General features: G+C 65.0%; 22 protein-coding genes and 2 pseudogenes. 12 read left to right on the forward strand and 12 right to left on the reverse strand.

Annotation, left to right across the window (positions count from 1 at the left end; translation table 11 throughout):
* Positions 1-155 precede the first annotated feature (155 nt).
* From QC826_RS12360 to QC826_RS12405, 10 genes and pseudogenes are all read left to right on the forward strand, one after another.
* On the forward strand, positions 156-1,166 hold the full coding sequence (locus QC826_RS12360; protein ID WP_279765884.1) for an alpha/beta fold hydrolase: 1,011 nt from the start codon (positions 156-158) through the stop codon (positions 1,164-1,166).
* 37 nt (positions 1,167-1,203) lie between these two features.
* A complete protein-coding gene (locus QC826_RS12365) occupies positions 1,204-1,857 on the forward strand; it encodes a hydrolase (RefSeq protein WP_279765885.1) in 654 nt (217 codons plus the stop codon).
* A gap of 111 nt (positions 1,858-1,968) precedes the next feature.
* Positions 1,969-2,238, forward strand: a complete 270-nt coding sequence (locus QC826_RS12370; RefSeq protein ID WP_093390412.1) for a DUF1427 family protein — start codon at positions 1,969-1,971, stop codon at positions 2,236-2,238.
* A gap of 24 nt (positions 2,239-2,262) precedes the next feature.
* A pseudogene (locus QC826_RS12375) lies at positions 2,263-4,190 on the forward strand (amidohydrolase).
* A 130-nt stretch (positions 4,191-4,320) separates the two neighbouring features.
* Positions 4,321-4,740 (forward strand): DoxX family protein, encoded by a 420-nt coding sequence (locus QC826_RS12380; protein WP_409567876.1) that lies wholly within the window; start codon positions 4,321-4,323, stop codon positions 4,738-4,740.
* A gap of 1 nt (position 4,741) precedes the next feature.
* Positions 4,742-5,419, forward strand: coding sequence for a YoaK family protein (locus tag QC826_RS12385; RefSeq protein WP_279765886.1), 678 nt, complete (start codon positions 4,742-4,744; stop codon positions 5,417-5,419).
* Positions 5,420-5,544: 125 nt separating this feature from the next.
* A complete protein-coding gene (locus QC826_RS12390; protein WP_279765887.1) occupies positions 5,545-6,318 on the forward strand; it encodes an EAL domain-containing protein in 774 nt (257 codons plus the stop codon).
* A 207-nt stretch (positions 6,319-6,525) separates the two neighbouring features.
* Positions 6,526-7,548, forward strand: coding sequence for a phospholipase (locus tag QC826_RS12395; RefSeq protein WP_279765889.1), 1,023 nt, complete (start codon positions 6,526-6,528; stop codon positions 7,546-7,548).
* A gap of 65 nt (positions 7,549-7,613) precedes the next feature.
* Positions 7,614-8,987: a peptidylprolyl isomerase gene (locus QC826_RS12400; RefSeq protein ID WP_279765890.1), complete on the forward strand. Its 1,374-nt coding sequence runs from the start codon at positions 7,614-7,616 to the stop codon at positions 8,985-8,987.
* Positions 8,984-9,574, forward strand: coding sequence for a hypothetical protein (locus QC826_RS12405; protein WP_279765891.1), 591 nt, complete (start codon positions 8,984-8,986; stop codon positions 9,572-9,574). The genes QC826_RS12400 and QC826_RS12405 overlap by 4 nt, the downstream gene beginning before the upstream one ends.
* Positions 9,575-9,726: 152 nt before the next feature.
* On the opposite strand, the gene QC826_RS12410 is transcribed toward QC826_RS12405, so the two are convergent.
* From QC826_RS12410 to QC826_RS12425, 4 genes are all read right to left on the reverse strand, one after another.
* Positions 9,727-12,099 carry a hypothetical protein gene (locus tag QC826_RS12410; RefSeq protein ID WP_279765892.1) on the reverse strand — a complete coding sequence of 791 codons (2,373 nt, stop codon included), beginning with the start codon at positions 12,097-12,099 and terminating at the stop codon, positions 9,727-9,729.
* Positions 12,096-12,893 (reverse strand): hypothetical protein, encoded by a 798-nt coding sequence (locus QC826_RS12415; protein WP_279765893.1) that lies wholly within the window; start codon positions 12,891-12,893, stop codon positions 12,096-12,098. Before QC826_RS12415 ends, QC826_RS12410 begins: the two co-directional genes overlap by 4 nt.
* Positions 12,894-13,004: 111 nt before the next feature.
* Positions 13,005-15,161 (reverse strand): ATP-dependent helicase, encoded by a 2,157-nt coding sequence (locus tag QC826_RS12420; protein WP_279765894.1) that lies wholly within the window; start codon positions 15,159-15,161, stop codon positions 13,005-13,007.
* 97 nt (positions 15,162-15,258) lie between these two features.
* Positions 15,259-16,347 (reverse strand): LacI family DNA-binding transcriptional regulator, encoded by a 1,089-nt coding sequence (locus QC826_RS12425; protein ID WP_279765895.1) that lies wholly within the window; start codon positions 16,345-16,347, stop codon positions 15,259-15,261.
* A gap of 281 nt (positions 16,348-16,628) precedes the next feature.
* Here QC826_RS12425 and QC826_RS12430 point away from each other — a divergent pair, with 281 nt between their 5' ends.
* On the forward strand, positions 16,629-17,879 hold the full coding sequence (locus tag QC826_RS12430; protein ID WP_093390421.1) for an Hsp70 family protein: 1,251 nt from the start codon (positions 16,629-16,631) through the stop codon (positions 17,877-17,879).
* Between the two features lie 155 nt (positions 17,880-18,034).
* Entirely contained in the window at positions 18,035-18,664 is a 630-nt protein-coding gene (locus QC826_RS12435; protein WP_279765896.1) for a PolC-type DNA polymerase III, read from the forward strand.
* 10 nt (positions 18,665-18,674) lie between these two features.
* Here the strand turns inward: QC826_RS12435 and QC826_RS12440 are convergent, their stop codons facing one another.
* The 8 genes and pseudogenes from QC826_RS12440 to QC826_RS12475 all read right to left on the reverse strand — a co-directional run bounded on the left by QC826_RS12440 (position 18,675) and on the right by QC826_RS12475 (position 26,375).
* Complete coding sequence (locus QC826_RS12440) at positions 18,675-19,619, reverse strand: PLP-dependent cysteine synthase family protein (protein ID WP_279765897.1); 945 nt, start codon at positions 19,617-19,619, stop codon at positions 18,675-18,677.
* Complete coding sequence (locus QC826_RS12445) at positions 19,613-20,815, reverse strand: MFS transporter (RefSeq protein ID WP_279765898.1); 1,203 nt, start codon at positions 20,813-20,815, stop codon at positions 19,613-19,615. The genes QC826_RS12440 and QC826_RS12445 overlap by 7 nt, the downstream gene beginning before the upstream one ends.
* Positions 20,816-20,862: 47 nt before the next feature.
* Entirely contained in the window at positions 20,863-21,630 is a 768-nt protein-coding gene (locus tag QC826_RS12450; RefSeq protein ID WP_279765899.1) for an alanyl-tRNA editing protein, read from the reverse strand.
* Positions 21,630-22,337 carry a serine O-acetyltransferase gene (locus tag QC826_RS12455; RefSeq protein ID WP_279765900.1) on the reverse strand — a complete coding sequence of 236 codons (708 nt, stop codon included), beginning with the start codon at positions 22,335-22,337 and terminating at the stop codon, positions 21,630-21,632. Before QC826_RS12455 ends, QC826_RS12450 begins: the two co-directional genes overlap by 1 nt.
* A gap of 139 nt (positions 22,338-22,476) precedes the next feature.
* Positions 22,477-22,707 (reverse strand): hypothetical protein, encoded by a 231-nt coding sequence (locus QC826_RS12460; RefSeq protein WP_139236736.1) that lies wholly within the window; start codon positions 22,705-22,707, stop codon positions 22,477-22,479.
* A 163-nt stretch (positions 22,708-22,870) separates the two neighbouring features.
* A pseudogene (locus tag QC826_RS12465) lies at positions 22,871-23,819 on the reverse strand (IS5 family transposase).
* A gap of 262 nt (positions 23,820-24,081) precedes the next feature.
* Positions 24,082-24,405, reverse strand: coding sequence for a hypothetical protein (locus tag QC826_RS12470; protein ID WP_279765901.1), 324 nt, complete (start codon positions 24,403-24,405; stop codon positions 24,082-24,084).
* A gap of 11 nt (positions 24,406-24,416) precedes the next feature.
* Positions 24,417-26,375 (reverse strand): RHS repeat-associated core domain-containing protein, encoded by a 1,959-nt coding sequence (locus QC826_RS12475; RefSeq protein ID WP_279765902.1) that lies wholly within the window; start codon positions 26,373-26,375, stop codon positions 24,417-24,419.
* Positions 26,376-26,773 lie beyond the last annotated feature (398 nt).

Consider the following 26,773-nt stretch of genomic DNA (forward strand, 5'->3'; position numbering starts at 1 on the left):
CGTGTGCGCGCCGGCCGGCTCCCTCCAAGGGGGGAGGCTGCGCTCACTTGTATTGGTGATTCGCCAAGCCACGCCGCTGGCTATTCTGGTGGTACTCGCCGTGGTGCGCCGTGAGGGCGCGGCGGCGGGTCACCACCACCACCAGGGAGCAAGCAATGACAACAGAAGACCAGGCGCCGGAATTGAACCGGCGCCGCCGCAGCGTGCTGCTGGCAGGTGCGGGCGCGGGGGCCGGCGTCGCGCTTGCCGCCGGCTTGCCGCTGGCTGCGATGGCGGCGCAGAAGGCCGGCGCCGCCCAGGCGCCACACCATTCACATTCCAAAGGAGTCAAACAGATGGGCACTATCACCACCCGCGACGGCGTTGAACTGTATTACAAGGACTGGGGGCCGCGCAACGGCCAACCGATCGTCTTCAGCCACGGCTGGCCGCTCAATTCGGACAGCTGGGAATCGCAGATGATGTTCCTGGCCTCGCAGGGCTACCGCTGCGTGGCGCACGACCGCCGTGGCCACGGCCGCTCCAGCCAGCCGTGGGACGGCAACGACATGGACCACTACGCCGACGACCTGGCCCAGGTGATCGACAAGCTGGACCTGAAGAACGCCGTGCTGTTCGGCTTTTCCACCGGCGGCGGCGAAGTGGCGCGCTACATCGGCCGCCACGGCACCAAGCGCGTCGCCAAGGCCGGCCTGATCTCGTCGGTGCCACCGCAAATGCTGCAGACCGCCGCCAACCCGGGCGGCCTGCCGCTGAAGGTGTTCGACGACATCCGCGCCGGCTCGCTGGCCGACCGCGCGCAGCTCTACCAGAACATCGCCAGCGGCCCGTTCTTCGGCTTCAACCGGCCCGGCGCCAAGGTCTCGCAGGGCATGATCAACTGGTGGTGCGCGCAGGGCATGCAGGCCGGCCACAAGAACACCTACGATTGCATCAAGGCCTTCTCCGAGACCGACTTCAGCGAGGATCTGAAGAAGTTCAACATCCCGACCCTGATCGTGCACGGCGACGACGACCAGATCGTGCCGATCGACGCCGCCGGCCGCGCCGCCGCCAAGCTGGTGAAGAACGCCACGCTGCTGGTCTACGCCGGCGCGCCGCACGGCCTGACCGACACCCACAAGGACAAGCTCAACGCCGACATGCTCGCCTTCATCAAGGGCTGAGCCCCATCCCATCCCATTCAACGCAAAGGAAACCACCATGTCCATCAAAGCCACCCCAACCCCCGGTTCGCAATTGATCTCGCCGCAGGACCACACGCTGATCATGATCGACCACCAGTCGCAAATGGCCTTCGCCACCCACTCGATCGACGCCGTCACCCTGCGCAGCAACGCCGCCCTGGTGGCCAGCGCGGCGGCCGGCTTCGGCGTCTCGACCATTGTCACCTCGGTGGCCGAGAAGAGCTTCTCCGGTCCGATCTTCGACGAGATCAAGGCCGCCTTCCCGCGCCTGGAGGTGAGCGACCGCACCTCGATGAACACCTGGGAGGACGCCAACGTCATCGCCCGCGTCAACGCCATCGGCAAGGACCGCTTGGTGCTGGCCGGCCTGTGGACCTCGGTGTGCATCGTCGGCCCGGCGCTGTCGGCGCTGGAGCAGGGCTACGAGGTGTATGTGATCGCCGACTGCTGCGGCGACGTCTCGCCCGAGGCGCACCAGCGCGCCATGGAGCGCATGGTGCAGGCCGGCGCGCGGCCGATGACCTCGCTGCAGTACATGCTCGAGCTGCAGCGCGACTGGGCCCGTGGCGAGACCTACGAGCTGACCACCGGCATCGCCAAGAAGTTCGGCGGCGCCTACGGCCTGGGCATCATCTACGCCCAGACCATGTTCAACGCCCACGAGGGCTAAGCCCGGCGCGGCCGCGCCCCGCCTCGCTCCGCCTCGCTGCGCCTGCCCGCGACGGCGGGCCTGGCGGGACGGGAGCGGCCGCCCCGGCGCCCCATCCATTGGAGCCTCATCATGAAAATTTATTTGGTATCGTTGGCGGCGGGGCTGCTGGTCGGCGTCATCTACGGCGTGCTCGACGTGCGCTCGCCGGCGCCGCCGGTGATCGCCCTGGTCGGCCTGCTCGGCATCCTGCTGGGCGAACAAATCCCCCCGCTGGTACGCCAGTGGCGCGCGCCGGAGGCGGCCAAGGTGGCCTGGTTCGGCGACCAGGTCAAGCCGCACTGTTTCGGCCAACTGCCCGGCGCCGCCGACAAGAGCAAGACCGCCAAGGCCGACGCCTGACCCTTCACCCCGGAGCACCCCGACATGAGCAATACCAGCCAATCCAGCAGCACCCACCCGGACCTGATCCTGCACCGCGGCCTGTTCACCACGCTCGACCGCGGCAATCCGCACGCCGAGGCGGTGGCCATCAAGGACGGCCGCTTCAGCCGCGTCGGCCGCGCCGACGAGATCATGGCGCTGGCCGGCCCGGCCACGCGCATCATCGACCTGAAGGGCAAGCGCGTGCTGCCCGGCCTGATCGACAACCACATCCACATCATCCGTGGCGGCCTCAATTTCAACCTCGAGCTGCGCTGGGACGGCGTGCGCAGCCTGGCCGACGCGATGGCCATGCTCAAGGCGCAAGTGGCGATCACGCCGGCGCCGCAGTGGGTGCGCGTGGTGGGCGGCTTCACCGAGCACCAGTTCGTCGAGAAGCGCCTGCCGACCATCGAGGAGCTCAACGCGGCGGCGCCGGACACGCCGGTGTTCATCCTGCACCTGTACGACCGCGCGCTGCTGAACGGCGCCGCGCTGCGCGCCGTCGGCTACAGCAAGGACACGCCTGAGCCGCACGGCGGCCAGATCCTGCGCGACGCCGGCGGCAACCCGACCGGCCTGCTGCTGGCCAAGCCCAACGCCGCCATCCTGTATTCGACCCTGGCGAAGGGCCCAAGCTGCCGATGGAGTACCAGCTCAACTCGACGCGCCACTTCATGCGCGAGCTGAACCGGCTCGGCGTGACCGGCGCGCTGGACGCCGGCGGCGGCTTTCAAAACTATCCCGAGGACTACCAGGTGATCCAGCAGCTGGCCGACGCCGGCCAGCTGACCATCCGCCTGGCCTACAACCTGTTCACGCAAAAGCCGCAGCAGGAAAAGGACGACTTCCTCAACTGGACCAAGAGCTCGACCTACCAGCAGGGCGACGACTACTTCCGCCACAACGGCGCCGGCGAGATGCTGACCTTCTCGGCGGCCGACTTCGAGGACTTCCGCCAGCCGCGCCCCGACATGCCGGCCAACATGGAGGACGACCTGGAGGGCGTGGTGCGGGTGCTGGCGCAGAACCGCTGGCCGTGGCGCATGCACGCCACCTACGACGAGACCATCAGCCGCGCCCTCGACGTGTTCGAGAAGGTCAACCAGGAGATCCCGCTGGCGGGATTGAACTGGTTCTTCGACCACGCCGAGACCGTCTCCGACCAGTCGATAGACCGCATCGCCGCGCTGGGCGGCGGCATCGCCGTGCAGCACCGCATGGCCTACCAGGGCGAGTACTTCGTCGAGCGTTATGGCCACGGCGCGGCCGAGGCGACGCCGCCGGTGGCCAAGATCCTGGCGGCCGGCGTGAAGGTTTCTGCCGGCACCGACGCCACCCGGGTCGCCTCGTACAACCCGTGGGTCTCGCTGGCCTGGCTGGTCACCGGTAAAACCGTGGGCGGCATGCAGATGTACCCGCGCGCCAATTGCCTGGACCGCGAGACGGCGCTGCGCATGTGGACCGAGAACACCACCTGGTTCTCCAACGAGGTGGGCAGGAAGGGCCGCATCGAGGTGGGCCAGCTGGCCGACTTGATGGTGCCGGACCGCGACTTCTTCGCCTGCGCCGAAAGCGAGATCGCCGACATGAGCGCGCGCCTGACCATCGTCGGCGGCAAGGTGGTCTACGCCGCCGGCGAGTTCGCCGAACTCGACCAGGCGCCGCCGCCGGCCATGCCGGACTGGTCGCCGGTGCGCCGCTTCGGCGGCTACGCCGGCTGGGGCGAGCAACTGGGCCGTGGCGCGGCAGCGCGCAAGGAGCAAGAGAAGCAGGAACTGCTGCGGCGCCAGCAGCAGGCCGCCTGCGGCTGCGCCCACCAGTGCAATGTGCACGGCCACCAGCACGCCACCGCCTGGACCAGCAAGCTGCCGATCGCCGACTTGAAGGGCTTCTGGGGCGCGCTGGGCTGCGCCTGTTGGGCGGTGTGAGATGGAGCGCGACGCCATGAACCGACCGCCGCGGCAAGCATCGCCAGCGCGGCAAACAGCGCAGCAACCATCACCGCAAGCGGCGCAGCGGCCACCGGGCCAACCAAGCGCGGCGGCGGACCGCCCGGGCATCGGCGGCCGCCTGCGCGCGCTGGCCGGCGCGCCCGCAGTGCGCTGGCTGTGCCTGCTGCTGCTGTGCGCCGCCTACCTGCAGGGCGGCTTCAACAAGCTGAGCGACTTCGCCGGCGCCGTCGGCGAGATGCGCCATTTCGGCCTGGCGCCGGCCTGGCTGTTGGCGGCGCTGGTCATCGCCGGCGAGCTGGGCGCCTCGGCGCTGATACTGGGCGGCTTCTATCGCTGGCTCGGCGCCGGCTTCCTGGCGCTGTTCACGCTGGCCGCAACGCTGGTCGCCAACCGCTACTGGGAGATGGCCGGCATGGAGCGCTTCATGGCGGCGAACAGCTTCTACGAGCACCTCGGCCTGGCCGGCGCCTTCCTGCTGGTGGCCTGGCACGACCTGCAAGGGCCGGCTGCGGCCGGGCGGCGCTGACATGGCGGCCAGCCAAGCGCCGGTCGGCGCGGCGCCGATGGACGGCCCGCTGTTGGGTTTTGTCGCCGGCTATGTCGACACCCTGTGCTTCATCGGCCTGTTCGGCCTGTTCACCGCCCATGTGACGGGGAACTTCGTGCTGATCGGCCGCGCCCTGGTACAGCCCAGCCACGACATCCTGCTCAAGCTGCTGGTGTTCCCCGTGTTCGTGCTGTTCGTCGGCCTGACGCGGGCGCTGGTGCTGCGCTGGCAGCGCCTGGACGCGCCGGCGCTGCGCAACTGCATGCTGCTGCAGTTGCTGCTGCTGTCGGCCGGCGCCGCGCTGGGCTGGCTGGCGGCGCCCTCGGCCCGGCCCGGCGCGCCCGGCGTGCTGTTGACCGGCATGGTGTGCGCGGCGGCGATGGCGGTGCAGAACGCCTACGGCAAGCTGTTGATGCCGGGCGGGGCCGCCACCACGGTCATGACGGGCAATGTGACCCAGCTGGTGATCGAACTGGTCGACTGGCTGCGCGGCCACGACGGTGCGCGGGCGCGCGCCGCCGTGCTGTGCTGGCCGGTGCTGGCCTTCGCCGGCGGCGCCGTCGCCGGCGCCTACGCCTTTGTGCTGTGCGGCTTCGCCGGGCTGTTGTTGCCGGCCTTGCTGCTGGCGCGGCTGGCGTGGCGCCGCGCCGATTCCTGATGCCTGCGTACAACAAAGCCGCCGCAGGGGCCGATCTGCACTACAATCGGAATCGTGTTTGGCGTAGCACCATGCCGCGTCGCGGCCCTGGGCTGCTCGCCGTTTTCCACCACGAGGCCGCGCCCATGATTCCGATTGCCCCCAACGAAGCCGGCCCTGCCGGCTGCGGCCAATGTAAGAGCGAGGTGCCGCTCGGTTTCGACTTCGAGTACGCCTACCAACCCATCGTCGATCTGCGCACCGCCAGCGTTTTCGCCCACGAGGCGCTGGTGCGCGGGCCGAACGGCGAGTCGGCCCAGTCGGTGCTGGCCCAGGTGAACGACAGCAACCGCTACCAGTTCGACCAGGCCTGCCGCGTCAAGGCGATACGCGGCGCGGCCGAGCTGGGCATCCAGGAGCTGTTGTCGATCAATTTCCTGCCGAACGCCGTGTACCGGCCCGAGGCCTGCATCCGCAGCACCTTCGCGGCGGCGCGCGAGTACGGCTTCCCCATCGAACGGATCATCTTCGAAGTGACCGAGGGCGAGCAGGTGACCGACCGGGCCCACTTGGTCAACATCTTCCGCGAGTACCGCCGCTTCGGCTTCAGCACGGCGATCGACGACTTCGGCGCCGGTTACGCCGGCTTGAACCTGCTGGCCGAGTTCCAGCCCGATATCGTCAAGATCGACATGGAGCTGGTGCGCGATGTCGACAGCAGCCGGGCCAAACAGGCCATCGTGCGCGGCATCGTGTCGATTTGCGGGGAGCTGGACGTGCGCGTGCTGGCCGAAGGCATAGAGACACCGGCCGAGCGCGATTTCCTGCGCTCGGCCGGCATCGAGCTGATGCAGGGATATCTGTTCTGCCGGCCCGCCTTCCGCGCCATCGGCGTGGTTGCGCCCGGGTCGCTGGCCTAGCGCGCCTGGCTGGCCGTGACGGCCCTCAAGGGGCGACGAGCGCTGGTAGCGCTATCCCAACATTCTTGTAAAAATCACAAAACAGTAGTGCGTTTGCTCTAAAATACCTGCCATTCCAATGCCATAAGAACAACTCCGCGATCCATTTTCTGTTGTAGACTTGTTGCCTTGCATCAACTTTCTCAATAAAAAACAATAGGGGTAAAGATGAAATCAGCGATTTTGGCGGCCGGTCTGGCCCTCGGCGTATTGGCGCAGGCACCGGCCCAGGCCTGGCAGCAGGAGACCCACCGCCGCATCGTGCTCGACGCGATCGACTACATGAAGGCCAACCCGGCCAGCACCAACTACGCCAAGCTGGCCGCCGGTGTGACGCGCGCCGGCTACACCATGGACCAGTTCGCCAAGGCGCTGGGCCAGGGCGCCTACGACGTCGACGACTTCGCCGACACCTACCTGTGCGGCGCCACGACCGGCAACTGCCAGCAGGCGCCGGTGTGGGGCGCCGGCGCCAGCATCGTCAAATACACCTCCTACTGGCACTTCCAGAACCACACCTCGGGCGCCGACGTGCACGGCAACCCCTTCGGCGGCTACAACTATGCCAAGCTGGCGGTGGCAGGCGACGTCGACAACATGGCCGCCGGCTGGCTCTACGGCGACTACCTGGACGACGGCGCCGGCGGCCTGAAGGGCTTGTTCGGCGACAGCAGCAAATACAACAGCTTCGGCGTCACCGAGGCGCACTACCGCCTGGGCGGCAGTTCCACCGCCGCGCAGTACGCCGACTTCGAGAAGGCGCCGTTCCAGCCGATCGACAACCTGGGCCAGTACTGGTGGCAGCAGTTCCTCGCCCAGCCGACCGCGCAGACGCTCGGCTTCGTGCTGCACACCACCGACCTGCTGCAGCCGCACCACACCTGGACCAGCTCGGCGCACGACCACGGCGGCTGGGAGCAGTGGGTGCTCGACTACTACGAGAAGGAAAACCTGAACAATCCGGCGTTGGTGACGGCGGCGCTGGCCGATTACACGCCGGTGCCGGCCGACGGTATCGACATCCGTCCCTTGTTGACCCAGGGCGGCACCTACTCCTACGCCAACGGCGGCATCGTGCTGTCGTCGAAGGACCAGGCCGACCGCAGCCGCGTCGGCCGGCAGATGATCCCGCACTCGATCGCCATGGTGGTCCACGTGCTGAACCGCGCCGCCGAGCGGCTGGCCAATTGAACGAGCGGGGGACGGGCTTGGCGGCGGAGCCGGCGCCGCTCGCCGGCCGGCGCCAACGGCGCCCGGTGGCCTCGCCGCGTGCCCTGTTGGGCGGGCTGCTGCTCGGCCTGACGTTGGCGGCAGCCCTGCCGGCGAGCGCCGAGGTGAACTACGCCGTGCGCGACGCCGCCCTGGCGGCGCGCGTCAACGGCGCGCCGCTGCACGCTTTCGCCCTGGACGCCGCCTGGCGTCTGGCGCGCGCCAAGCAGCCGCAGGTGTCGCGCACGGCGGTCCTGGAGACCTTGATCAGCGAGCGATTGCTGGCCGCCGCCGCGCGCAAGAGCTACGGCGAGGCGGCGCTGTATTCCGGCCAGCGGGTCGGCTTCGCGCAGGACGTGGCGCTGGACGACCAGCTGGCCGGCAGCCTGCGCGGCCTGTACGGCAAGGAGCTGGAACAGGTGCTGCTGCGCCTGCCAGGCGGCAACTTGAACGGCGTGGTCACCGAACGCCCGGCGCTCGACGGCGCGGCGCTCGACGCGGTGTTCGGCAAGCCGGGCCAGCTGCGCCTGGAGCTGGCGCTGGGCGAGCAGCAGCAGACACGGGCGAAGGCCATCGTCGTGCTGCGCTACGCCATGCCCAACGGCGGCAAAGGCGCGCTGAGCTTGTACGATATCTACCGCCGGCAGAACGTGCAGGGCCGCGCCCAGCTGTTCGCCCGCCAGGCCGACTTCGTGCAGCAGCAGGCGGTGCAGAGCCTGGCCGCGCTGTTCGTGCTCGACTGGGCGCGCGGCCGCTTCGGCGCCGCCGCCGTCGACGATCTGCGCGGCGTGTTGGCCGACCAGGAGGCGGTGCTGGCCTTGCAGCGGCTGCACGGCATCGGCATCGACACCGATTCCGGCAGCCCGTTGCTGGAGCAGCTGGCGCGCCAGGTGGGCGCGGCCGAAGTGCAGGCCTACTATAAGCGGCACCAAGAGGAGTTCGCGCGCATCGAGCGGGTCAAGGCGCGGCACATCCGCCTGCCCGACGAGGCCAGCGCGCAGGCTGTGTATGGCGAGCTGCGCGCCGGTGGCGATTTCGCCGCGCTGGCGCGGCGCCACTCGCGTGCGGCCGACGCGCGCAACGGCGGCGAGCTCGGCTGGATCAAACACGAGGGCAAGCCGGACTGGTTGGCGCAGCTGGCCTTCGCCCAGGACAAGGGCGAGGTGTCGCGGCCGATCCGCGCGCCGGTCGGTCCGCACGACCCGGCGTATTGGGAGATCGTGCTGGTCGAGCAGCGTGTGGACGGCGTGCAGGCGGCCGACTCGGAGGCGGTGCGCTATGTCGCCAGCAACGCGGTGGCGCGCGAGAAGGCCCTGGCGCAACTGGCCGCGCTGCGCGCGCGCGTGCTGCGCGAGGCGCGCATCGAACTCAATCGCGGCGTGTTGGACCAAGCTTTGCAGCTGTTGGGGACGGCATCATGAAACCATCTTATGGGCTGGCGGGCTTGTTGTTGCTGGGCGCGGCGGCCTGGTGGAGCTGGCCGCAGCAGGTTGCGCTGGCGCCGTTGGCGTCGTCCGGGACGGCGCGGGACGGCGCCGCGCCGGCCGCCGGCGCGGCCTCCGCTTCGGCGGCGGCCGGGCAGTGGTTCGCGGCCATCGCCGACGACGAGCGGGCGTTGCAGCGCGTGCCCTTGCCGCCGCTCGAGGGCAACCGTTCGGCCTGGTTGAGCATGGCCGAGGCGCGCGAGCACGGCGACAGCCGCACGCCGCCTTTGCAGCGCGACGAGGCGCCGGCGCAGCGCGCCAGCGCGGCCCAGCTGGCCGACCCGCAGGCCTATCGCCAGTATGAACAGGGGCAGAAGCAGCGCATGCTCGGCGCCTACGTGGCGGCGGCCGACAGCGAGCTGCCGGCCCTGCGCGCCGACGTCGAGCGGGCCAGGGCGGCCGGCCTGCCGGCGGCCGACATCGCCAAGGTGGAGGAGAAGATCCGCCGCATCGAGGAGCAGCGCCGCGTCGTCATCAAGGACAATCCGGGCCTGGCCGCCGCGCCGGCGGCGATCAGGCGTTGAAATGTCCGGCGCCTGGGACGTTTTCGTTCTTTTTGGAATCCAGGGCGCCTGGATGCCGGCACATTCCACCGGCGAAGAGCAAGGGTCAGACCCTAGGGTCTGACCCTACTGACGCGGCGTTGGCTTTGCCAGCACTTCGGTACTCGTCGCCCCTAGTAGAAGTAGGGCGTCTTGCGCGCCCACTCGTCGCCCATGTAGCGCTTGTGCAGCAGCTTGAAGGCGTTCTTCGACAAGGCCTTGGCGTCGGCATCCAGGCAGCCGCCACGGGTCGACTGCACCACCACGTGCAGCAGCCACGGCAGGTCCGGGTCGGCCGGCACGGCGGCGGCGCGCTGCAGCACGTGGGCGCCGACGAAGCCGGTCGAGGTGGGCAGGGCGCCCAGGGTCGCCATCTCCTTGCCGCGCGCGTCGGCGCGGCCGGTCTCCGGTGCCGGAGGCGACAGTTCGATCTCGGTGTCCGGCGCGCCCCAGCCGGCGGCGCCGGTGGGGATCTTGCACCACAGGTCGGCCAGCGCCTCGGCCTTGTCGCGCGGCTTGCTGTCGGCCTCGATGCGGCTGCCGTTGACGACCGGCGACAGGCCGTACCGCAGCGCGCTCAACACCATCGCGTGGCGCCGCGCCGGGGCGGCGGGCAGGGTGCGGTATTGGCGCATGGCCTCGGCCAGGGCCGGCGCCGCCTGCGCCAGCTGGGCCGCCTGCAAGGCCAGCTCGCCCTGGCCGAGCAGGTCGGCGCGCATCCAGGCGGCCACGGCGATGCTGGCGCGCAGGCCCGCGTCGAGTTTCGGATGGCCGGCCAGGGCGAGCAACTCGGCGGTGCTCAAGCCGCCGTTGAGCCAGCGCAGGCCGTCGGCCGCCACCTGCGGCGGTTCGGCGGCGCGCGCGCTCTCGCCGGTGTCGGCGTCGGCGCTGCGGCTGACGGTGCGCAGCAGGTAGTTGGCGGCGTCGGATGGCGAGGCGGCCACGGCGAAGCGCTCCTGCAGGAACAGGTTGCGCGCGTTCGACGAGGCGCTGGCCGACAGCGCCGGGCTGGCCAGCATGGCGTCGCCGATGGCGCGCGCCTGTTCGGCCTGGCCCTTGATGCGGTAGTGGCGCGCCAGCGCGTAGCGCAGGGTCAGGTATTCGGGCGAACCGGCCGGCACCTTCAGGGCGGCCTGCTCCAGGTCGGCAGGCATCTGGCCGGCCTTGACGGCGGCGGCCACCAGCCACACACGGGTCTGGCCGGCGTCGCCGCCGCGTTTGCGCCACTGCTGCAGGGCGTGGGCGCGCTGCGGCGCGCAGCCGGCGTCGGCCGCCGTGGTGGCGGCGGTGGTGTTGTCACTGGCGCCATCCGGGCGCGCGCCGCATTGCTGCAGCGTTTGTATCCAGTCGATGAAGCCGGTGGCGCCGCGTAGCTGCTGCGACGCGGCCTGCTTGTCCTTGCTGGTCCATTCGGACAGGCGGTCGTCGGCCAGCACGCGCCAGTCGCCCAGGTGGTCGTCCAGGTACGGATCGGCGCGCGGCTCGTCGAGCAGCCTGCTGAGCTGCTCGAAGCGGGCCTGCGGCGTCAAGCGCACCTGCATGGCGCGGACGATGGCGCGGCTGGCCTCGTGCAGGCTGGCCAGCGCCGGGTCGCGCTGGATCTCTTGCGCGGCGACGGTGATGGCGGCCAGCCGGTCCTCCTGCAGCCCGGCGGCGCCGGCCTTGGCCAGGCGCGCCGCGGCCGGGTTCTGCTCGGCCGCCTGGCCGGCGGCCTGGCTTGCGGCTTGGCTGGCGGCGCGCGCCAGCGAGCGCAGGTTCAGGTAGTCGCCCCATTGCCGCAACGGGTGGTCGGCAGTGGCGCCGATCTGGGCGAAGCGCTGCGCGCTGACGGTGTAGTTGCCGTCGTAGAAGGCGGCGGCGGCCAGCTGGTATTGCTGCATCTGGCGCCAGTACAAGGCCTCGGTGGCCGGCAGCTCGGCCGGCGGCGCCAGCACCACCTTGGGCGCGCCGTAGCCGCGCTGCGGCGCGTCCGGGTCGTCGCCGCAGAACTTGAACACCTGGCGTTGGCTGGCCACCCAGGCCGCCAAGCGCGCCGGCGTGGCGTCGGCCCGTTTGGCCAGTCCGCTCAAGGTGTCGGTGGCGAAGCTGTAGGCGCCGGTCGGGCAGTTCAAATAGCCGCGCGCCAGCATGTCGTTGTCGTTCTTCGGCGCCGGGGCGCGTTTGAGCGCGCTGCCGACGGCGCCCTGCCAGGCGGCGTAGACCTTGGCGCCGTCGCCGGCGTCGAGCCAGCCGCCGGCCTTGCTGCCGAGGGCGCGCTCCAGGCCGCCGCTGCGGTTGGGCTGGCTCTTCAATTCCTGCGCGCCGAGGGCGATGGCGCGCCAGGCGGCGTACAGGTACATTCGTTCAAAGCTGGGCAGCAGCACACCCAGTTCGCCGTTTTGGTAGCGGGCCGGCGCGATGTCGCTGGCGCCACGGTTGACGAAACGGTCGTAGGCGTCGCCGCCGCTGGCGGTGGCGGCGGCGCAGGCCAGGGCCGCGCAGGCGGCGGCGATCAGGCGTAGCATCATGGGGTGGTCCTCGATTGGGAAACGATTTGTGTGGGGGTGAAGGTGGAGCGGCGCCAGGCGCGCCGGTCGAACCAATAGCGTTTGGTGTAGCGCGCCTCGACCTCGGCGCTGAACGGTTCCTGCGGCGAGAAGCCGGCCGTGCCGCCACGGCAGCGCTGGTGCAGCCGCTCCGGTTGGTGTTCGATCAGTTCGCGCAGCTCGGCGTTGTCGCGGCCCATGCGGAAGAACATCGGCACCACCTCGTCGGCGTCGAGGTTGTCGAGCCAGGCGGGCGAGCGGCACCACCAGGTCAGCGCGGTGACGCTCAGGCGCATGCGCGGCGGCAGCGCGGCGCGGATTTGCCGCACCAGCGAGTGGTAGAACTGGCGCTGCGAGGGTTTGGCCTCCATGTCCAGCTGGACCCAGCCGGAGCTGCTGTCGGCGGCGGCGTCGAGCGCGGCGCCGACGATCAGCGCGCGGCTGCCCTCGATGTCCTCGGGCGGATGCACGGTGCTCACTTCGACGTGCAGCACCGGCGTGACGCGGGTGCCGGCCGCCAGCGCCGGCTGGCGCATGCGCGGCCGGGTGCGGATGGCGGCGCCGCTGAGCAGCACATGGCGGTGCAGCACGGCCGCCTCCTGGGCCGACCAGGCGGGCAGTTCGGCCTCGTCCCACAGCCAGGCGATTTGTTGGGCGGCGGCGGGAACGCAGGTGCAGAGCAGGGCGCACAGCAGCGCGGCGGATGGCGCGAAGACGCGGCCGGCGGCGCCGCGACGCGGCTGCCGGCTGGCGGTATGACGGGGGTGAAGCTGCATGGTCAGGCGATTTCTTGGCTGCGCGCCCTTGCCGGGTGCCGGGCGCTCAAGACGAAATTGTAACCGATACAACTGTGCGCAAAAGCCAAGCGCGCCGTATCAAGTCGTTTGCTAGCCGCGTATCCAGCGGGCGAACGGCTTCGGGTCCAGGCCGGCGGGCACGAACCAGGCCTTGCGCGCCAGGTCGTACTCGGCGCCCAGGGCCTTGACCTCCATGCGCTCGTGGAAGGTGGCGCTCAGGTACAGGCGCGCCGGTGCGGCGGGGCGCGGGCGGTCCTCGTTGCGGCCCAGCGCGGCGTCGGCGGCGGCCATGGTCTTGGCCAGCCGCATCTGCGCGATGAAGGGGCTGCGCTGCGCCGGCTCGCTCGGCGACAGCAGGGTCAGGCGCGCCTTGGCGCGGGTGGCGGCGACGTAGAACAGGTTCTCCTCGTCGCGCAGCGCGCACAGCGGGCTGGGGAACTCGCCCACCTCGAGGAAGGGCAGCAGCACGTGGGCGTATTCCTTGCCCTTGGCGTTGGCGACGCATTCGATGGCGACCACGTCCTTGTCGCGCTTGCGGCTGGCGAAAGCCTCGCTGGCGTTGATCCAGGCCCAGAAGTCGCGCAGCGACATGCCGGTGCCGGCCGCCGCCGCGAGGAAGCCGGCGAGCGACTTGGCCACCACGCTGGCGTCGTAGGGCCGCACGAAGATGCGCCGCGCCGCCGTCTCCAGGTGCATCTGCGCGCAGACGGCGCGCAGCGCCTGCTCGGCGTTGGCCTCGGCGCCGGCCTCCTTCAGGCTGGCGATGACCTCGGTGATCTGCCGCGCCGCCGCGCGCGACTGCTCGCGTTCGTCGCTGCTGATGTAGGCGCTGAAGAAGTCGCGCAGCAGCTGCGGGTCCTTGGCGATGGCGAACTTGGCCTGCTCCATCTTCTGCGGCGTCAGCTCGACCTCGGCGAAGATCGCCAGCGCCTCGACGATGCCGGTGCGCACCTCGTAGGATTTGACGGCCTGCAGGTCGTCCAAGGCCAGCGCCATCATCCCGCGCAGGAACAGGATCTCGTCGCGCTGCAGGTAGCCGGCCATCTCCTGCGTGCGGTAGCCGATCTTGGCGCGCATCAGCGCGTTCTCGATGGCCACCGACTGGTGGCGGTCGCGGATCAGGATGGCGCAGCCGTCGAGCGGGTTGCCGTCGCGCTTCCACTGCGCCAGCGCGGCCACGGCCTGCTCGGCGCAGGCGTCGTGGCCGGCGGCGTTGTCGTAGTGGCCGTCGCGGATCTCGGTGCGCAGCGGCAGGTTGGAGTCGACCGGCTTGTGCTTGAACTCGGCCATGGCGTAGGCCAGGTGCGGGCCGTGGCGGTAGGTGTAGGTGAGCGGGTAGCGCACCAAATTCGGGTAGCTGTGGCCGAAGCGGTGGCGCAGGAAGTCCTCGCTGGCCCCGAGCTTGGCGTGGATCACCTGGTCCTTGTCGCCGGCGCCGACGAAGAAGCAGCTCGGCTTGGCGATCAGCGCGTTGAGGATGCGGAAGGCGGCCTCGTTCAAGTCGTGCAGCTCGTCGCAGACGACGACGCGGTAGGCCGCCATGTCCTGCGCCAGGTCGGGCATGGCCGACAGGCTGCGCGCCAGGTCGTAGGTGGCGTCGAAGGGGCCGCGGAACAGCGCGCCCTCGCGGCTGCCCAGGCGGATGCGCTCGTATTCGGTGGCGACCAGGAAGTCGGTCAGGGTCATGTTGAGCTGCTCGGCGCACTCCTCGGGGCCGAGGTAGTCGACGTCGACCTGCTCGAGCCCCATCGTCGCCTTCAGGCTCAGCTGCACGTCGAGGAACTGGCTCAGCGCGATGTTGTGGGTGCGCAGGTCCAGGTCTTCATACAGGCCGCCGAAGCGCGCGCCGGCCTGCTCGATGGCGGCCAGGGCGTAGGGCTTGAGCTGGCGCGGCTGCGGGCAGGCCTTGGCGTCGTCGCTGTCGATGCGGGCCAGCTCGCGGGCGGCGAAGTCCTCGAAGGTCAGCACGGCGATGCGCGCCACGGTGGCGTAGGGCACGCCGACGTCGAGCAGGCGCTGGCGCATCACGTCGCGCGCCTCGGGGGTGAAGGTGAGCGCCAGGATCTGCTCGGGCGCCAGCTTGCGGGCGATGGCCTCGCCGATGCGGATGGCCAGCGTGGTGGTCTTGGCGGCGCCGGCGTTGGCGTCGATCAGCACCACCTTGTTCTGCGCCAGCTGGATGGCGGTCTGTTCCGGGGTGGGGCGCAGGCCTTGCGGGATGAAGCGGGGGAGGTTGGGCTCATTCATTGCGCCCATTATACCGGCCGGGTTGCGGCGGCGGGCCGGCGCCGCGCGCCACGGGGTGGCGCCGGCGCAAACCCGGAACGGCCGGGGTAGGGGGGGCTCAGGCGGCCAGCGGCTGGGGCTTGAGCGCGACCAGCCGGGCGGTGGCGCCGGCGATGAACTGGGCGCCGAAGACGCGCCGCTCGGCCTGGGTGTCGTGGCTGTCGATCAGGTTGGCCAGCAGGTCGGCGGCGGCGGCGGCCATCTTCTGCATCGGCTGGCGCAGGGTGGTCAGGTTGTAGCTGAGCCAGTTGGACGGCTCGACCGCGTCGAAGCCGGCCACCGACAGCCGGCCCGGCACGTCGATGCCGAGCTCGTGGCGGGCGCAGTCGAGGCAGCCGATGGCCATCACGTCGTTGCCGCAGATGATGGCGTCGGGCGCCCGGCCCAGCTGGGCGATGACGGCGCGCAGGCCGTCGGCGCCGCTGCGGTAGTCGTGGTTGCCGGTCACCACCACCGGCGGCGGCAGGCCCAGTTCGGCCAGCCGCTCGCAGGCGGCCTGGCGCCGCTCGGCCGAGGCGCTGGAGTCGGCCGGGCCGTCGACGATGGCGAACTGGCGGTGGCCGGCCGCCGCCAGCCGCGACACCAGCATGCGGCTGGCGTCGCGCTGGTCGCACAGTACGCTGTTCACGCTGTGCATGCGCTGGTCCGAGGCGGCGCGGTTGAACATCACCAGCGGCACGTGGCGCCGCTCGAACTCGCCGATGTGGGCGTCGCTCAGGCCGGCCGAGGCGATCACGCCGTCGACCTGGTATTGCCAGACGTCGGCCAGGGCCTGGTCGACGTCGGCCTCGCGCGCCAGGTTGAACAACAGCACGCGCTTGCCGTGGCGCACCAGTTGCTGGCTCAGCTCGGACAGGGCCTCCGGGTAGTACAAATTGGTCAGGTTGCTGATGATGACCGCCACCATGTTGCTGCGCCGGGTGATCAGGCTGCGCGCGGCGGCGTTGGGGATGTAGTCGAGCTCGGCGGCGGCGGCCATCACGCGGGCATAGGTCTCCTTCGACACGCTGGCGCCGGGCTTGAAGCAGCGCGACACGGCCGACTGCGACACGCCGGCCGCCAGCGCCACGTCGTAGGAGGTGACGCGGCGCGCCTCGTGGGCGGTGGCGCTGGTGGGCGGACTTGCGGGCGGCTTGGCTTTTTTCATCGTCTCGGTGTGCGCGAACGGCCGCTGCGGGACACGGTGCGTGCCGTCGGCGGCCTCTCTTATACGGTCGAGGATAGCCGAATGTATTACTTTATAGCAATACCCCGGGGGATGCTTGCATGAAATAACTTTCCCTAATGCACAAGAAAGGCGCAAACTGCCCAATTGGAGGCCAACGGCCGTGGAAAGTTCGGCCGCCGTGTGCGGCGGCGGCGGCCCGGTCCGCCGGCGGGGGAAATAATCTGATACAATCCCGCCCCTTTATCACCTGAAGGGTCGACATGGCCATTGCTTGCGGCGTCGATTTCGGCACGTCAAATTCCACAGTGGGCTGGGTACGCCCCGGCCACCCGGTGATGCTGGGTCTCGAGGACGGCAAGACCACCTTGCCGTCGGTCGTCTTCTTCAACGCCGAGGACGAGGAGGTCAGCTTCGGCCGGGCCGCGCTGGCCGAGTACCTGGCCGGCTACGAGGGGCGCCTGATGCGCTCGCTCAAGAGTCTGCTGGGCACCAGCCTGATCGACGGCCAGACCGAGGTGGGCGGCCGCGCCTTGCCCTTCCGCATGCTGCTGGCCCAGTTCATCGGCGAGATCAAGCGCCGCGCCGAGCAGTCGGCCGGCCGCGAGTTCACCTCGGCCGTGTTCGGCCGCCCGGTGTTCTTCATCGACGACAGCAAGGCCAACGACCAGCTGGCCGAGGACACGCTGGCCGAGGTGGCCCGTTCGGTCGGCTTCAAGGACATCGCCTTCCAGTTCGAACCGATCGCCGCCGCCTTCGACTACGAGTCGCAGATCGCCCGCGAGGAGCTGGTGCTGATCGCCGACATCGGCGGCGGCACCTCGGACTTCTCGCTGGTGCGCCTGTCGCCAGAGCGGGCCGGCAAGGCCGAGCGGCGCGACGACATTTTGGCCAACGGCGGCGTGCACATCGGTGGCACCGACTTCGACAAATACCTGAGCCTGTCGGCGGTGATGCCGTTGCTCGGCTACGGCAGCCGCCTGCGCAACAACAGCGAGGTGCCGTCGAGCTACTACTTCAACCTGGCCACCTGGCACACCATCAACCTGGCCTACACCAAGAAGATGTGGACCCAGCTGGCCGACATCAGCCGCGACGCCGCCGAACCGGACAAGATGGGCCGGCTGCAAAAGCTGATCGACGAGCGCGCCGGCCACTGGCTGGCGATGAAGGTGGAGGAGGGCAAGATCGCCCTGTCGGCCGACCCGGTGGTGCAACTGGCGCTGGACCGGCTCAGCCCGGCGGCGACCATCGAGCTGCGCCGCGAGGGCTTCGACGAGGCCATAGTCCACCTGGTCGGCTCGGTCGAGAGCACGGTGCTGAACCTGCTGCGCGACGCCGGCGTCAAACCGGAGCAGGTCGACACCGTGTTCTTCACCGGCGGCTCGAGCGGGGTACGCTCGCTGCGCGAGAAGATCGCCGCGCTGGTGCCGGGCGCGCGCAAGGTCGAGGGCGACTTGTTCGGCAGCATCGGCGCCGGTCTGGCCATCGACGCGGTGCGCAAGTTCGGCTGAGTTCGCTGGCAGGGCTTGGGCCGGGGAGATTGGCCGGGCCCGCCCGCTGCGGTACAATCGCGCTCTGTCGTACCGCCCTGTTTGCACCGACTTCGTACCGACCCACCGCGCGGCCCCGGCCGCGCCACAGTAGCTCCACCGCAAGGAAACGCGCAATGAATGTGTTCGACAAACCGATCGTCATGATCGACTTTGAAACCACCGGCCTGTCGCCCGACATGGGCGACCGCATCACCGAGGTGGCTGCGCTGCGCATCGTGGGCGGCCGCGTGGTCGAACGCTATGTCTCGCTGATCAACTGCAAGGTGCGGATTCCCTCCTTCATCACCGGCCTGACCGGCATCACCCAGGCGATGGTCGACGGCGCGCCCTCGGTGGCGCAGGTGATGCCGGCGCTGCTGGACTTCATCGGCGAGGACGCCCTGTCGGCCCACAACGCCAGCTTCGACGAGAAGTTCCTGCGCGCCGAGGCGGCCCGGCTGGGCTTGACGCCGGCGCACCAGGGGCTGGTGTGCTCGCTCAAGCTGGCGCGCCGGGTGTTCCCGCAACTGACGAGCTACAAGCTGGGCAACCTGTCCGGCCAGCTGGGCATCGCCTTCAAGAGCGCGGCGCACAGGGCCGAGTCCGACGCCGAGGTGGCCGCCGAGGTGTTGATCCACATCGGCCACCACATCGGCCGCACCTACGGCATCCGCGAGGTCGACCCGGCGTTGCTGCAGTCGGTCAACAGGCTGGCCGCCGCCAAGGTGCACCAGTTCCTGCAGAGGCAGGCGCCGCCGGTCTGAGCGCTGCCACCTACTGTCGAAAGTACCACAAACCATGATCGTATATCAGCGATAAAATTTTTCGGCTATTTGTGGCGCGGCCAGCAATTTTCCGTGCTACGGCAAAACAGGCTGCAGAGGTGTTGCCAATAAAGTGGCCGTGGGCGCCGGCGAACCCATTTTGGGCAGTTATCATCGTTGCAAAATCGACATTTACTCGCTCCGTCACTAATGACCAATCAAGCAAAGGTGGGCTGACTCCAACTGCAATTCCTTCGAAACGATGCTCAATAAATACGCCTCTTTGGCTATCGCAGCCCTCTGGTTCGACCAAAATTACCTCTACATCATAGTGAGCCGATAGTAAACTACGCGCGATTCCTGTGAGGCTGGCACCTGTCCCCGCGCCGGCAACCAAAATGATTGACTCCACAGCAGGCCAACCTTGTAATTGGGAAACAATTTCCGCTCCCGTTCCATACTCGTGCGCTTTTACATTGCCCGGATTAGAGAACTGATCGATATAGAAATACTGTTTTCCTAAATTTTCGGCATTTCTCTGATGCCATTCGACGACCTCTCTTGGCGTAGATCCCGCTTTCAACATCTCGACGCCAATGAGTGTTGCACCGAACAATTCCAAACAGCGCCGCTTCGTTGGGCTGAAATTCAATCCTACTGCAAGTTCGACCGGCACGCCGAATTCAGAGCACGCAGCAATCAATCCAAATCCAAAATTGCCACCGGTTTTTTCAATGACGGTGGTTTGACCTTGGACTATGGAACCCGATCGAAGTGCATCCTGAATAATATAGCGAGCAGCGCGCACCTTGTGACTTCCGCCTGGGTTATTGCATTCAATTTTTACCAATACTCCGGGCTCAATTTTTTGAAGGTAACTTGGGTTTTCTCCGAAAATAGAGGTGGCCGGAAAATGATTATTTGACCATTTCAGTTGATCTTTTTGGTTCAACATGAGGGGTCCCTTTTCTGAAGTGTATTCCAACATAATGACATGCCGATTAAACACAAAGGCAGTATCATTATATTAGTGCCATTCCAACCCAATCCTGCCAATAACGGTGCCGGTAAAAAAGCACCTAAAGTGGCGCAGCCAGCAATTGCCGTGTCATTGATCCCTTGCCAGTAATGACGGTCTTGATCCAGTACATTGTGTACCAATACTGTTCCACCTCCTAAGTAAACCAAATTCCAACCTAATCCGACAAGAATCAGTGAAATGGGGAAAATATTATAGTTGACGTCCAGCATGCCAAGCCCGGCTGCGGTGAGCAACATGGAAAAACCAGAGATTAATACTTTTCGCAAGCCAATTTTGTTGATTAATGAATTAATAAAAAATGACGGGATAAACATTGCGAGAACATGAGCTTGAATTGCGCGGGAAATTGTATCAAAAGTACAAATATTTTTCATGACAAGCGAAGATTGAACCATAAGCAAATTCATCATGAAGTAACCGCTTGCTGATGAAAACACCGCTGTCACAACAAACATATTCCAGCGTCTAACACCAATTTGATTCGCAGGATTGAATTTTTCCGCTAAACTAATCCCTGGATTTAGGGGCTTCCATATTATCATGAGAGCTATGCTAAACGCGCCAAACAAAGAAAAGGCCGTGTAGCACAGAGAGAATTCCTTATAACCATCGAAATTGCGTAATAAGCTGGCGATGAATGGACCTGCGATTGCCGCGAGCACGCCTCCAGCGACGATCAATGATATGGCCTTGGCTTTTAGTTCTTGTGCTATATTGTCAACTGCTGCGAATCTATAAAAATTCGCACAGGAGATATATATTCCTATTAACGCATGTGATAAAATCAGTAAAGAGAAATTTCCTTTGTCTATTGAATAGTATCCAAGCATGCCTGCGATGATTAAGAAAATGGAGCCGATAGCAAACATGATGCGCCGTCCGTAGCGGCGCATCAACATAGATACCGGATAGGTGAATAGCATGACCGCGAAAAATTGAGTGCCATAAGGAACTGTTCCCAAGGCTGCAGTGGAAGCTAGTTTCGCCCCTACCAAAGCAGCGATAGTGACTGATATTACGGCAACGGTTAGGTTGATAGCTTGCCCTAGTGTCAATAAATATGTCGCCCAAGGCACGCGGGTTAAATTCGATGATTGTATGGTTGCCATAGCTACTCCAAAGAATATCAAGTTAGCGGTATGGAATTTTGAATCGACTATTTGTGGTATCGATTAACATCAAAGATGGCTGCAGGAAAGCTGCACGATAGCCTTTCTTTTCCGGCACCAAGACTCTTGCGATGTACACTCAACAACCCAATTGGGGCGCAGCAGTCAACATGGGTTCCGCCGCAAGGTATAACGTGTTCCGCACAATGCCAAAATCTGACATCGGGGATAATTGAATGTGTACTTACGGATACTAATGAGTTTTGCTTAACAAATTGATTCGCACAGGCTTCTATCTGTGTGATTTCTTCGGGTGTAAATCGATCTTTTATTCCGAAATCAAAACGTGCAGAGTTGATTTTTATATGGCAGCCAAGAATAGATTTAACTGCATCGGGACGATGCATCCCAACTCCGATATATAATAAATGCGATGCGGTGTGACTAAGAGACAAACGGGAGCGCCGTTCAGTATCGACGCTTACTATGACTTCAGAGCCAATTTCAAGTCCGGCCAACATGATTTGATCGTCAATGTGAACAAGATGCCAGATCACGCCATCCACCTGCACGTCTGGAAATTCCTTTAAACCGCTGAAATTTGTGTATATTTTTTTTGCGCCTGTAAAACGAATAATGCGTCCATCTGGAAAAAAAATTGTACCTTGATCGGCTTCCTGCCCACCGCCTTCTGGAAAAGCGACCGTTGTGCCAAGTTCAATATAGTCCGGCCCTACTTTGATAATTTTTGCCGTTGCCTGAGAAAGATAGAAATCATCGTAGTATAACTTATTTGTCTGGCGGTCGAGTTTCATTATCCTTGACTCCATGTGTCCGGGAGGACTCGAAGATTATTGTCATTGCCATGGAAAATTACTTGCGTGCTTGTGCGTAATATAACTTTGCAATGAGACGCCACATTGTTGGTGACTGTACATTGTGGTCCAATAAATACATCATCGCCGATTGTAACGGGGCCAAATACACAAGCAAACGCACCAATTTGCACTCGATTACCGATGGTAGGGTGACGTTTTCCGGTTGAATTATTTGAAATTCCACGAGCGCCAAGGGTGACGCCACCAAGAACGTAACAGTCATCGCCAATTTCCGCCGTTTCTCCAAATACAGTTCCAATCCCGTGATCGAGAATGAATCGTTTGCCAATTCGGCAAGCAGGATTCAGATCGGCACCGGAAAGTAATTTACCTCGGCTAGAGATAATCGATGCATATAGCAGAAAATCGGATTTTAGATTTACATTGCAATAAAAACGGCTATTAATTTTGTGCGCAAGGCGATAGTGTAAAACCGCTTTGAACGAAGTATAGGCTTGGATGATTCGGAAAGGATCGTTATTGGCAGCAGGATCTTTATTGGTAAATGCCTCAACATCTTCGGTTAATTCTAGCGCAACGTCGCTCAAGAGCGTTGTTCGATCCAATTTATGTATGAACTCAAAAGGACAGCACTCCCAAAGTGCTGCTCTTAATTGAACAATTATTGCGCTAGTAACGTCCATTATTTCCTCCTGTCTTCAATTGCAAGCGGAAAGCATATTTATATAGGACTAGCAACATGTTGAAGCTAAATATAAATCATACAGTGCTTTTTTTAAAAACAACAAAATAGAAATTAATATTTATTCGCATAAATTTAATTCATCGTCGATCAAGCTCTGCGAGCTTCCAGCCTTCCTCAATCAAGCTCCGAAGCCAATTCCATTCAATCTGATTGCCTGTTATCCCAGCATTGAAGGTGATATCAAAGATGCCTACGTCTGAAAATCCTGCATCGAGTATTGGATTTTCATCTGCCAACAGTTCAAACACCGCGTATTCACGATTGATGTCTGTTGTTTTTCTCCAACGATAGCTCTTTGGGGTTAGCATAGGTCTACTCCTTAAGGATTAATAAAGCCGATGAAACTTCCATCTGATCCCCAACGCGCACCAAATCCGCCTGGAATCTGAATTTGGGTCACCGTTCCATACCTACCAAGGGCGTTGTTGCATAAATCGAGGCTGACAGGGACTTTCCCCTTTCCCCATGAATTTACCCGATACGGACGGACTGAGGGCGTGCCAGCGCGACCATGCGATTGAGCACGCCCGCGCGGATTGCCACCTCGGTGGCCTGGGCGCCAATCGTGCGCGCCGCCAAGCTTTTGCCGGTGAGCACCTTCAAGCGGTACATCAACGTCTCGGCGAGCGAGCGCTGGTGGTAGCCGCTCGCCCGCCGGCTGCCGCAGCCGATGGCGTCGCGCGCGTCGTTGCGCCAAGCCGCGCCCGGGATTCGTTGCGGCCAGGTCGCCGCGCCATCGCGCGGCGGGATCGACGGCGTTGCCTCGCGCGCGGCGATCACCGCGTGGCATTGCCGGGTGTCGTAGGCGCCGTCGCCGCCAACGATGCCGATCGGCGTGCCGGCCGGAATCTGGTCGAGCAAATCGGGCAGCACTTCGGCATCGCCGACGTCCTGGTGCGTCATCAGCACGGCGCAAATCTGGCCGGTGTTCGCGGCCATCGCCAGATGCACCTTGCGCCAGGTGCGCCGCTTGGAATACCCGTGCTTGCGCACCTTCCATTCGCCCTCGCCAAACACCTTCAGGCCGGTGCTGTCGACCACCAGATGCAACGGCTCGCCGATGCGCAAGGACGGCAACACGACGTCGAAGTTCCCGGGCGCGGCGACACAGCGTCGTGTAGTTGGGCACCGGCAGATCGCCGAAGGCGAGTTTGTTCATGCTCCCCGCGAAACCCTGCAATGCGCGCAGCGGCAGGCGAAACACCTGTTTGAGTCCGAGCAGCATTTGGACGACCGCGTCGGCGTAGACGCGTGGCCGGCCGCGCTTGGCGGCGCCGGCTCCGGCGTCGCGTTGCCACAAGTCCTGCTCCATCCAGATCGTCACGTCACCTCGCGAAATCAGCCCGGTGTTGTAGGCTGGCCAGTTCTTGACTCGGCACTTGCCCTTGGGCTCTTGCCGCTGTTGTTCGTCCTTGCGCATCGTTTCAGGCAAAAGACCAGAATGTACGCAAGTTCGTCGAAAGTTAACAGCCCTGCGGCACCGGCTGTTGCGCGTAAACGTCAGCCCTCGCCACGGCTGGATTTATGCGACAACGCCCGCAGGATGAGGAATACTTCGACCAGTACCAACGATTTCGCAAATTGTTTTGCACCTGGGCTGGTGTCGTTGCCGACAAGTGTGCAGTTGGTTCTTGAAACCACACCGCCTATCAAGCGGAAGCGTCCGAAAATATCTGGCTATCTCATTCATTCTTTGGTAATTGAAGTAGACGAGCTACATCTACAGGTTTGACCGCGTTGCATCGAAGCATGTGTTTGCAGTAGTCTTCCACCGTTCGAATTTCCAGCAATCCATGGGCCATTTCTTTTAGAACTGCCTTATCGGCGACATCTCTAATGTCGTTATCAATTACATCAAACTCGTTCTCTGTAAAGCACGATACAGGCCTTGCTTTTAATTCTTTTCCAAATTTCATGTCGAGCAACAAAGACTCGACGCTGACGTGGAATACCTCTGCCAAGCGTCGAAGCGCATATTGGTGGATCAGTGCTTCTTGGGAAGTCATGGCGAGCGCTCCTATTTCATTTTGCGAGTTTTGTCGATAGACTCGGTAGCGTCAGTAGATGTTGCATCCCACGCCGCCTTGCCAATAACAAACCAGTTGTAGAACCCATCGACTATCAACCCGGCCGTAGCCGATCTGCTTAGCGCCTTACCAAAGGCTGTGCGTCCAAAGTCACGTAGTCCTCGTTCGCCAAGTCGGCTCGACCAACGGCTCAACTCGCTGGTATAAGGGTTAAGTTCACTCTTCGGTACGCCTAACCCTCGAAGTTCTGCTGGTGTTTTTGGCATCGTTCCAATCGATCCTGCTGCCACAAGTGCGGCTAGGTTGGCCGTATCCGAACGATTCGCCTCGATCTGCGCGGCAAATTTGTTGAAGTCGAAGCTTAGCAAACCGGTTGGGTCGACATTGTTAATCGGATTGTCTTCCACATATGCGTACAAGTTCATATTGTCGCCGTAGCCGATCGGATCGGTTTGCAGGAACCTGCCCAGCGCCGGCGAGTACATCCGCGCCTTGTAGTAGTACAGGTTGAGCTGCGCGAGCGACTGCTGGCCAGTGTAGCGGAAGCGCGGGCCGGCGCTTTGATTGGGCTCGCCGTAGGGGCCGTAGCTGAGCGTCGAGGTGGCCGCGCCGGCCGCGTTGGCGGTGGCGATCACCGAGCCGAGGTGGTCGGCGTACAGCCAGTTCTTGTTGGTCGTGGCGGCGCCCTCGTACCACACCACCGGCTCGTCGGCGCCGGGGCCGTGCACGTAGCGGCGCAGCAGGGTGCCGGCGGCGTCGTACTCGGCCACCAGGTCGGTGCCGTCGTACAACAGTTGGGTGGACACGCCGGCGATCGTGGCCAGGCGCAGTCGGCTGGCACCGTCATAGGCCAGCGCCGCCGCCAGCGCGGCCGAGCCGGCGCTCCTCAGACGGTTGTCGTCGTCGTAGCCGTAGGCCCACACGCCGTCGCCGGCCAGGTTGCCGTTGGCGTCGTAGCCCAGCGTGGCGCCGGCCGCGCCGGTGTATTGGTTCAGGCCGTTCGGCGTGGCGTTGCGGCTGCCGTTGGCGTAGCCCTTCCACTGGTACAGGTCGTTGTTCCAGCTGTGTTGGGCCACCTCGCGCGCCTGGTTCGGCGTGTAGGCGAAGGCGATGTCCTGGGCCGTTCCGCCGAGGTCGTGCGCCAGGCCGGTCAGCGTGGCCTGGTCGCCATAGCTGTAGCTGCTGGCCGTGCCGTTGCCGAGCGTGGCGGTGGCGCGGCGCGACAGGTCGTCGTAGGAGTAGAGGGCGACCAGCCCGGTCACGCCGTTCTCCTTGATGTTGATCGGGCGGTTCAGCGCGTCGTAGTCGTAGGTGGCGTAGAAGCCGTCGGGCCAGGTGACGCGCCTGCGGTTGCCCGCCGCGTCGTACTGGTAGGCGAGGGTCCTGCCGCCGGCCGTGCTGCTTTGGAGCCGGCCGGCGTTGTCGTAGGCGTAGCCGATGCCGAAAGTCGGCAGGTTCGCGCTGGTGCGCCGGCCCAGCAGGTCGTAGCCATAGGTGACGTTGTTGGCCGCCACGGGGTAGAGCCGTCCGCTGGGGCGGTTCAGGTTGTCGTAGGTGTTGGTGAGGCTGTTGCCGCTGCGCCGGCGTTCGCTGGTGACGTTGCCGTTGGCGTCGTAGCCGTATTGCTCGTAGTCGGCGCTCGAGGAGACACCGGCGCTGGCCTTGTCCGGATAGAAGGTCTTGTCCCTGCGGTCGTGGCCGTCGTAGGTGTAGCTGGTCAGGTTGTTCTTGGCGTCGGCCACCGTCGCCAGGCGGCCGTTCGCGGTGTAGGTGTAGCTGGCGTAGGTTTGCGCCAGCGCGGTGGCGACGCCGCGCCGCACCGCCTTCACGCTGCCGTCGGCGAAGTAGTCGGTCTCGCCGATCCGGTTGCCGCCCCCGGCGACGGGCAAATAGACGGTCGCGCGGAAATGACGGTCGAGGTCGTCGTACAGGTGGTCGGTCACCGCCACCGGCGCCGCCGCCGGCGGGCAGACCTTGTCGTCCGTCGTCAGGGCGGTGCCAACTGCGCGACAGCTTGCCGCTGGGCGTGTAGCTGCTGCAGCTGACCATCCATTTGGCGCCCAGCTGCGCCGACACGCGCACCGGGCGGCCGTCGGGGTCGTAGGCGGTTTTGCCGATTTTGCCCAACGCGTTGGTGTTCAGCACCAGGCGCCGCTCGTTGTCGTAGCCTTGGGTTTGGATGTCGGCGACGTCTGTGCGCGGTCCGTCGACGCTTTGCAGGTTGCCGACGGCGTCATACACCGACGTCGTCACCAGGTTGAGGCCGCCGGAATCGACGGTCGTGCTCTGCTGCACGTATTTGTTCGCCGCGTTGTAGGCGTAGGTGTTGCTCACCGAGCTGCCGGCG

The sequence above is a fragment of the Rugamonas sp. DEMB1 genome (assembly GCF_029834475.1).
Lineage (GTDB): Bacteria > Pseudomonadota > Gammaproteobacteria > Burkholderiales > Burkholderiaceae_D > Rugamonas > Rugamonas rubra.

Excerpts from the sequence above, each read along its gene's own strand:
- QC826_RS12360 (WP_279765884.1), top strand. The coding sequence starts at position 156 with ATGACAACAGAAGACCAGGCGCCGGAATTGAACCGGCGCCGCCGCAGC.
- QC826_RS12365 (WP_279765885.1), top strand. The coding sequence starts at position 1,204 with ATGTCCATCAAAGCCACCCCAACCCCCGGTTCGCAATTGATCTCGCCG.
- QC826_RS12370 (WP_093390412.1), top strand. The coding sequence starts at position 1,969 with ATGAAAATTTATTTGGTATCGTTGGCGGCGGGGCTGCTGGTCGGCGTC.
- QC826_RS12385 (WP_279765886.1), top strand. The coding sequence starts at position 4,742 with ATGGCGGCCAGCCAAGCGCCGGTCGGCGCGGCGCCGATGGACGGCCCG.
- QC826_RS12390 (WP_279765887.1), top strand. The coding sequence starts at position 5,545 with ATGATTCCGATTGCCCCCAACGAAGCCGGCCCTGCCGGCTGCGGCCAA.
- QC826_RS12395 (WP_279765889.1), top strand. The coding sequence starts at position 6,526 with ATGAAATCAGCGATTTTGGCGGCCGGTCTGGCCCTCGGCGTATTGGCG.
- QC826_RS12405 (WP_279765891.1), top strand. The coding sequence starts at position 8,984 with ATGAAACCATCTTATGGGCTGGCGGGCTTGTTGTTGCTGGGCGCGGCG.
- QC826_RS12410 (WP_279765892.1), bottom strand. The coding sequence starts at position 12,099 with ATGATGCTACGCCTGATCGCCGCCGCCTGCGCGGCCCTGGCCTGCGCC.
- QC826_RS12415 (WP_279765893.1), bottom strand. The coding sequence starts at position 12,893 with ATGCAGCTTCACCCCCGTCATACCGCCAGCCGGCAGCCGCGTCGCGGC.
- QC826_RS12420 (WP_279765894.1), bottom strand. The coding sequence starts at position 15,161 with ATGAATGAGCCCAACCTCCCCCGCTTCATCCCGCAAGGCCTGCGCCCC.
- QC826_RS12425 (WP_279765895.1), bottom strand. The coding sequence starts at position 16,347 with ATGAAAAAAGCCAAGCCGCCCGCAAGTCCGCCCACCAGCGCCACCGCC.
- QC826_RS12430 (WP_093390421.1), top strand. The coding sequence starts at position 16,629 with ATGGCCATTGCTTGCGGCGTCGATTTCGGCACGTCAAATTCCACAGTG.
- QC826_RS12435 (WP_279765896.1), top strand. The coding sequence starts at position 18,035 with ATGAATGTGTTCGACAAACCGATCGTCATGATCGACTTTGAAACCACC.
- QC826_RS12440 (WP_279765897.1), bottom strand. The coding sequence starts at position 19,619 with ATGTTGAACCAAAAAGATCAACTGAAATGGTCAAATAATCATTTTCCG.
- QC826_RS12445 (WP_279765898.1), bottom strand. The coding sequence starts at position 20,815 with ATGGCAACCATACAATCATCGAATTTAACCCGCGTGCCTTGGGCGACA.
- QC826_RS12450 (WP_279765899.1), bottom strand. The coding sequence starts at position 21,630 with ATGAAACTCGACCGCCAGACAAATAAGTTATACTACGATGATTTCTAT.
- QC826_RS12455 (WP_279765900.1), bottom strand. The coding sequence starts at position 22,337 with ATGGACGTTACTAGCGCAATAATTGTTCAATTAAGAGCAGCACTTTGG.
- QC826_RS12460 (WP_139236736.1), bottom strand. The coding sequence starts at position 22,707 with ATGCTAACCCCAAAGAGCTATCGTTGGAGAAAAACAACAGACATCAAT.
- QC826_RS12470 (WP_279765901.1), bottom strand. The coding sequence starts at position 24,405 with ATGACTTCCCAAGAAGCACTGATCCACCAATATGCGCTTCGACGCTTG.